Source organism: Streptomyces sp. a15, from assembly GCF_059026085.1.
Genome location: NZ_JBWLKM010000047.1, coordinates 39,422 through 45,421, shown reverse-complemented (window position 1 = coordinate 45,421; position 6,000 = coordinate 39,422). Strand labels below are relative to the sequence as shown.

The 6,000-nt window shown below is 70.3% G+C and carries 4 protein-coding genes; 3 read left to right on the top strand and 1 reads right to left on the bottom strand.

Annotated elements, in window-relative coordinates:
- Both AC5P09_RS34215 and AC5P09_RS34210 read left to right on the top strand, forming a co-directional pair.
- On the top strand, nucleotides 1–2,030 hold a 2,030-nt coding region (locus tag AC5P09_RS34215), incomplete at its 5' end, for a D-alanyl-D-alanine carboxypeptidase (RefSeq protein ID WP_493877601.1).
- Between the two features lie 151 nt (nucleotides 2,031–2,181).
- Nucleotides 2,182–4,104: a DUF8823 domain-containing protein gene (locus tag AC5P09_RS34210; RefSeq protein ID WP_493877600.1), complete on the top strand. Its 1,923-nt coding sequence runs from the start codon at nucleotides 2,182–2,184 to the stop codon at nucleotides 4,102–4,104.
- Between the two features lie 100 nt (nucleotides 4,105–4,204).
- Here the strand turns inward: AC5P09_RS34210 and AC5P09_RS34205 are convergent, their stop codons facing one another.
- On the bottom strand, nucleotides 4,205–5,044 hold the full coding sequence (locus tag AC5P09_RS34205) for a hypothetical protein (RefSeq protein WP_493877599.1): 840 nt from the start codon (nucleotides 5,042–5,044) through the stop codon (nucleotides 4,205–4,207).
- A 93-nt stretch (nucleotides 5,045–5,137) separates the two neighbouring features.
- Between AC5P09_RS34205 and AC5P09_RS34200 the strand changes: the two genes are divergently transcribed.
- Nucleotides 5,138–5,923 (top strand): SDR family oxidoreductase, encoded by a 786-nt coding sequence (locus tag AC5P09_RS34200; RefSeq protein WP_493877598.1) that lies wholly within the window; start codon nucleotides 5,138–5,140, stop codon nucleotides 5,921–5,923.
- Nucleotides 5,924–6,000: the final 77 nt, after the last annotated feature.

Sequence of the window (6,000 nt, the reverse complement as noted above, 5' to 3'; positions counted from 1 at the left end):
CCGCGAAGCCCGGGGCAGACGAAGCCGCGCAGGACACCACCGAGGCCGGGACGGCCGAAGGGCCCGCCAAGGACGCCCTCGAGCCGCAGGCCGGCGGCACCGACGCCGAAGAGGCCGGGCAGGACGCGGAGGGTGCCGCCGCTGAGGACGAGGACGGCGCTTCCGGTGCGGGCGACGAGGTCGGTGCGACGGGTGACGTCCGGCTGCGTGACGCCGTGGCGGCGTGGGTGGCATCGGCGGACGAGACGGCGGAGGCCGGGGACGCCGAGGACACCGCGCGGGAGCCTGCGCAGGACGAGGCCGACGCGGAAGCGAACGCCGACGACGACCAGACCTCCGACACGGGTGCGGGCGACGACGCCGACGGTCCGGCCTCGGACGCGGCCCCCGACAGCGGCACCGATACCCCGAAGAAGGGCGACGCCAAGCCCCCCGTAGACCAGCCCACCGCCGTCTTCAAGGCCGTACGGCCCTCCGCGCCCGCCGTGGATCAGCCGACGACCACGCTGAAGCTCGGCGATGCCGCGAAACCGGCCGGGGACAAGGCCGAGTCGCCCGCCGAGCGGACCAGCAAGTTCGTGGCGCTGAAGCCGCTGGAGGATCCGGCGACGCGCAGGCCGGCGCCGAAGGCGCCCGATGCCACCAGCGCGCTGCCGCAGGTGACGCAGGAGCCGAAGGCCAAGCCGCCCGCCGACGCCACGTCCTCCGTCCCCCAGGTGGGTCCGGAGCGGACGACTCAGCAGCCGTTGCCGCCGAGGCCGCCGTTGGATCTGCTGGCGGAGCTGACGAACACGCCGCCGCCTCCGGAGACCCCGGTCCGCACGATCGTGCGGCGGGTCAAGATCTGGACCCCGCTGGTGCTGCTGCTGGCGGTCGTGTTTGCGATCGTGCAGGCCGTACGACCGCTGCCGAGCCCCGAACTGACGCTGACCGCCGACGAGTCGTACACCTTCGAGGGCAGCAGGGCGAGCCTGCCCTGGCCGAGCGAGGGCCAGGGCTGGATGGACGTCAACGGCATCGGCACGATGGGCGACTTCGGCAAGCAGACGCCGGTCGCCATCGGGTCCGTCGCCAAGGCCATGACGGCGTACATCGTGCTGAAGGACCACCCGCTGAAGTCGGGCGCGGAGGGGCCGGACATCCCCGTCGACGCCACCGCCGAGAAGGAGGGCGGCTACAACAAGGACGGCGAGTCCACCCTCAACACCGTCAAGGCGGGCGACAAGCTCACCCTGCGGCAGGCCATCGCGGCCATCATGATCCCGTCCGCGAACAACATCGCGCGTCTGCTGGCCCGTTGGGACGCGGGCAACGAGGCGGACTTCATCAAGAAGATGAACGATGCCGCCAAGGACCTCGGCATGAAGAACACCACGTACACCGACGCCTCCGGCCTGAAGGAGACCACCGTCTCCACCGCCGAGGACCAGGTGAAGCTCGGCAACGAGCTGGTGAAGATGCCCGCCCTGATGGAGATCACGTCCATGGGCCAGTGGATCGATCCGTCCGGGCAGAAGTGGTACAACTACAACTATCTCGTCCCCTACAACGGTGCCATCGGCATCAAGACGGGCACCACCACCAAGGCCGGCGGCAATCTCCTCTTCGCGGCCCGCAAGGAGGTCGGCGGCGAGACCGTCACCCTGGTGGGTGCGATCCTCGGCCAGCACAAGTCGCCGATCATCGAGACCGTCAACGACGTCAGCAAGACCGCGATGCTGGCCGCCCAGGACGAGATGGTCTCGGCGAAGATCCTGAAGAAGGGCGACGTGGTCGGGTACGTGGACGACGGGCTCGGCGGGCAGACGCCGGTCGTCCTCACCAAGGACGTCACCGCGGTCGGCTGGGCCGGGTTCAAGGTGCAGCTGTCCTTCGACGCCGACGACCTGCCCCACACCGCGAAGGCCGGCACCAAGGTCGGCACGCTCACCGTCGGTGACGGGTCCAACGGCGCGGTCAAGGTCCCGGTCGCCCTGCAACGGGACCTCGTCGAGCCGGCCTACACGGACAAGCTGACGCGTCTCGGCTGATCCGGTCCCATAAGTGCGCCGCATACGCCGCCGACCGGAGCCCGCCCGGGTTCCGGTCGGCGGTGTGCGTGCTAGCGTCACGAATCGGGGCAGGTCGCTCACGGGACGCGGCCGAGAACAGAAGACGGGACACCACGGGGAGTGCCTTCAGGTGGCCACAGCAGAGCCGACACGCACCGACGACACCGAACCGGGCCCGGGAGCCGGCCCGCGAATACGCGAGCCCGCACCGGACACGGAGGATCACGAGCACGGCCGTAGACCCTCCACGGTCGGACCCCCCTCGGCCGGATCCGGGTCCGGGTCCGGGTTCGGGTCCGGGTTCGGGTCCCGTTTCGGTTCCCGGTTCAGAACCGCCTTCCTCGCCCTCCGCGAGCGCCTCCTGCGCCACCCCGCCCTTTCCGTCACCGCCCTCTCCGGCACACTGCACGTCGTCTGGTTCTTCACATTCGCCAACAGTGGCGGCGACCTCGCGGCGCAGGACGCGTGGGCCGAGTTCGTCGGCCGGCATCCGGACTCGGCGTACAACCTGGCCTGGTACGGCGGGATGCACCCGGTGTCGTACAGCGTGGTGTCGCCGTATCTGATGTCGGTCCTCGGTGTCCGTACGACCATGATGATCGCGGGGACGATCTCGGCCGGACTGCTGACGATGGTCCTCATCCGCAGCCGCTCGGTGAAGAACCCGCTGTGGGCCTCGCTCGCGGGCGTGTTCGCGTTCCTGTGCAACGCGGCGTCGGGGCGGGTGACGTTCGGGCTCGGCACGATGTTCGCGCTGGGCGCGGTCGCCGTCGTGTTCTGCTGGCCGTACCGCTGGCGCTACAAACGCTGGGCGAAGGCCCTGTGCGCGGCTCCGCTGGCCGCGCTCGCGACCATGTCGTCGCCGGTGGCGGGCCTGTTCGTGGGGCTCGTGGCGGCGGCGCTGTTCCTGCAGAAGCGCCGGCCGGGCGCCTGGGCGCTGGGCCTGGCGCCCTCGGCGGTCGTGGCGGTGTCCGCCTGGCTGTTCCCCTTCGCCGGCACCCAGCCGATGAAGATCGGCTCGGTGATCCTGCCGCTGCTGTACGCCCTCTTCGTGCTCTTCCTCGTCCCGCGCGAGTGGAAGACGGTCCGGCTCACCGCCGGGGTGTACGCCCTCTCGATCGTCCTGGTGTGGCTGGTCAGCTCGCAGATCGGCTCCAACATCTCGCGCCTCGCGATGCTGTTCGCGGGGGTGGCCCTGGTGGCCGCGATGCCGTTCGCGGTGCCGCGCACCCGCAAGTGGTACGCGATCGTGGTGGCCTTCGCCGGCTTCACCACGTGGATCGGCTTCAAGTCGGTCGACGACGTCGTCCATACGACCCCGACGGCGTCCTGGGCGCGTGAGCTGGCGCCGCTCGTGAACGAGCTCCAGGAGGTCGGCGCCGAGAAGGGCCGGGTGGAGGTCGTACCGGCCGCCTCCCACCGCGAGGCCTCTGCGCTCGCCCCGTACGTCAACCTGGCCCGTGGCTGGAACCGCCAGGCCGACATGGAACGCAACCCGCTCTTCTACGACGACACCCTCAACTCGGCGAACTACCACGAATGGCTGGGGCGCTGGGCCGTGCACTTCGTGGTCCTGCCGAAGGACACGCCGGACGGCGACGGAGGCGAGCGTGAGCGGCAGCTGGTGCAGCGGGGCATGCCGTATCTGAAGCAGATCTGGGGCGACGCCAACTGGCAGCTGTTCCGGGTGACCGACCCGGCGCCGCTGGCCGAGCCGAACGCCGTTGTCGAGCGGGCCGCGCAGGGTGAGATGACCATGCAGGTGAAGAAGGCGGGGCGGATTCTCATCCGGATCCCGTATTCGCCGTGGCTGAGCATCGTCGACGCCGAGGGCAACAAGCTGAAGCCGCCGCAGGAGACGGACGCCTCCAAGGACCGGGCCGACGGGACGCCGAAGACGTACGACAACGTCAACGGCTGCCTGATGGAGACGGAGGAGGACGCGGAGGGCGACAAGTGGACGATGCTTGTTGCTCCGCAGGCGGGGACGTATCGACTTGCCGCGCCTTACACGGTGCCGCGGGGGACTCCTTGCCCCGATGAGTTGAAGTGACCGTGGGTGGGGTTGGCGTCCCTGGGGGCTCCGCCCCCAGACCCCCGGACCTGCGCCCACCCACCACCCGTCTCGGTCGGGTAAAAGCTGAACCTTGAGGTCAGCGCAGCTGGTCCACGTACTTGTCCGTCCCCGGCACTGTCGGGACGAACGGCGCCAGCAGCTCCACCCTCCCCAGACCCGACTCCCCCACCGCCTCCTCCAGCCCTCCGAAGTACGCCTCCCAGCACTCCCTCGGGTCCGTCTCCAGGAACCACAGCAGGGTCAGGCGGGTGTCGACGCCCTCGACCTGCTTGACGTACGTCATGCGGTCGCCGGGCAGCGGGGTCGGCCGGAAGACGGTCACCAGGGCCGAGGGGGAGCCTCCCACCCGCTTCGGGAGGTGCCGGGAGACCAGCCATTCCAGCAGTTCCGCCCGCTGCTCGGCGGACTCGGCGTCGACGACCTGGAGGACCAGGCCGGCGTAGGGGTGGTCGAGGGCGTGGAAGTCCCTCGGGCCCGCCGCTCCGTCCCGGTACACCGTCGACTCGTGGTCCTGGAACGCCGTGAAGACGTGCGTACGGTCCCGGTAGACGCGGCCGTCGCGGTTGAGTCGCTTGTTGATGGCGACGGTCCAGCGCATGTGGTCGTCGTAGCGGCCGTCGGTGATCCAGTACGTGGAGAGGTAGCAGCCGGCGGTGACCGGCTCGGCGATCGTCGACTTCTCGGGGCGGCGCAGCAGTTGGAGGTCGCGGGTCGCCACCCAGCGGCGGCCGGCGTACATCCAGGGCATGGCCATCGCACCGGCGTAGTAGTGGTCGTCCTCGTACCAGCGGTTGTAGGCGTACTCGTGGCCCGGGTGCGGTTCGACCATGGTGATCAGCGCGTGGCCGGGGCGGACGCCGTACGGCCCTACGGCGGCCAGGTCGGCGTACGTCTCGCTGCGGGTGTCCTCGGACATGGGCACTCCCCTTCCGTCGTCCCTTCCGTCCTCCTGCGGTCGCCCATACTCTGACGCTCCGTCAGATAATGCGCCAGAGCCGGGGAGGACCCCATGTCACTGCTCGCAGGCAAGACCGTCGTCGTGTCGGGAGTCGGGGCCGGGCTCGGCCGTCAGGTCGCGGCGGCCGTCGTGCGGGACGGCGGGAACGCGGTGCTGGGGGCGCGGACCGAGGCGAACCTCGCCAAGAGCGCGGCCGAAATCGATCCGGACGGGGCGCACACGGCGTACCGGGCGACCGACGTCACCGACGAGGGGCAGTGCGGGGCGCTGGCGGAGCTGGCACGGGAGCGGTTCGGGCGGATCGACGCGGTGGTCCATGTGGCGGCCTGGGACAGCCACTTCGGCGGCCTGGAGGACGCCGACTTCACGACCTGGCAGTCCGTCATCGACGTGAACCTGCTGGGGACGCTGCGGATGACGCGGGCCTGCCTGCCGGGGCTGAAGGCGGGCGGGGGGTCGGTGGTGTTCATCGGTACGCAGTCGGCGGTGGCGGCTCCGTCGCAGGTGCGGCAGGCGGCGTACGCGGCGTCGAAGGGGGCGCTGACCAGCGTGATGTACTCGCTGGCGCGGGAGCTCGGGCCGTACCGCATCCGGGTCAACACGGTGCTGCCGGGCTGGATGTGGGGTCCGCCGGTGCGGGCGTACGTCCAGTTCACGGCGCAGACGGAGGGCGTGCCGGAGGCGGAGGTGCTGGAGCGGCTGAGTGGCCGGATGGCGTTGCCCGAGCTCGCCTCGGACGCGGACGTGGCGGACGCGGCGGTGTTTCTGGCCTCGGACCGGTCGCGGGCGATCACGGGGCAGTCGCTGCTGGTCAACGCGGGGGAGCTGATGCGCTGACCTGACCCTTTTCGGCCAACCTGGAGTTCATATACGTAAACCAGGAACAGCTCTCAGAACAATTTTACGTGCTCTTG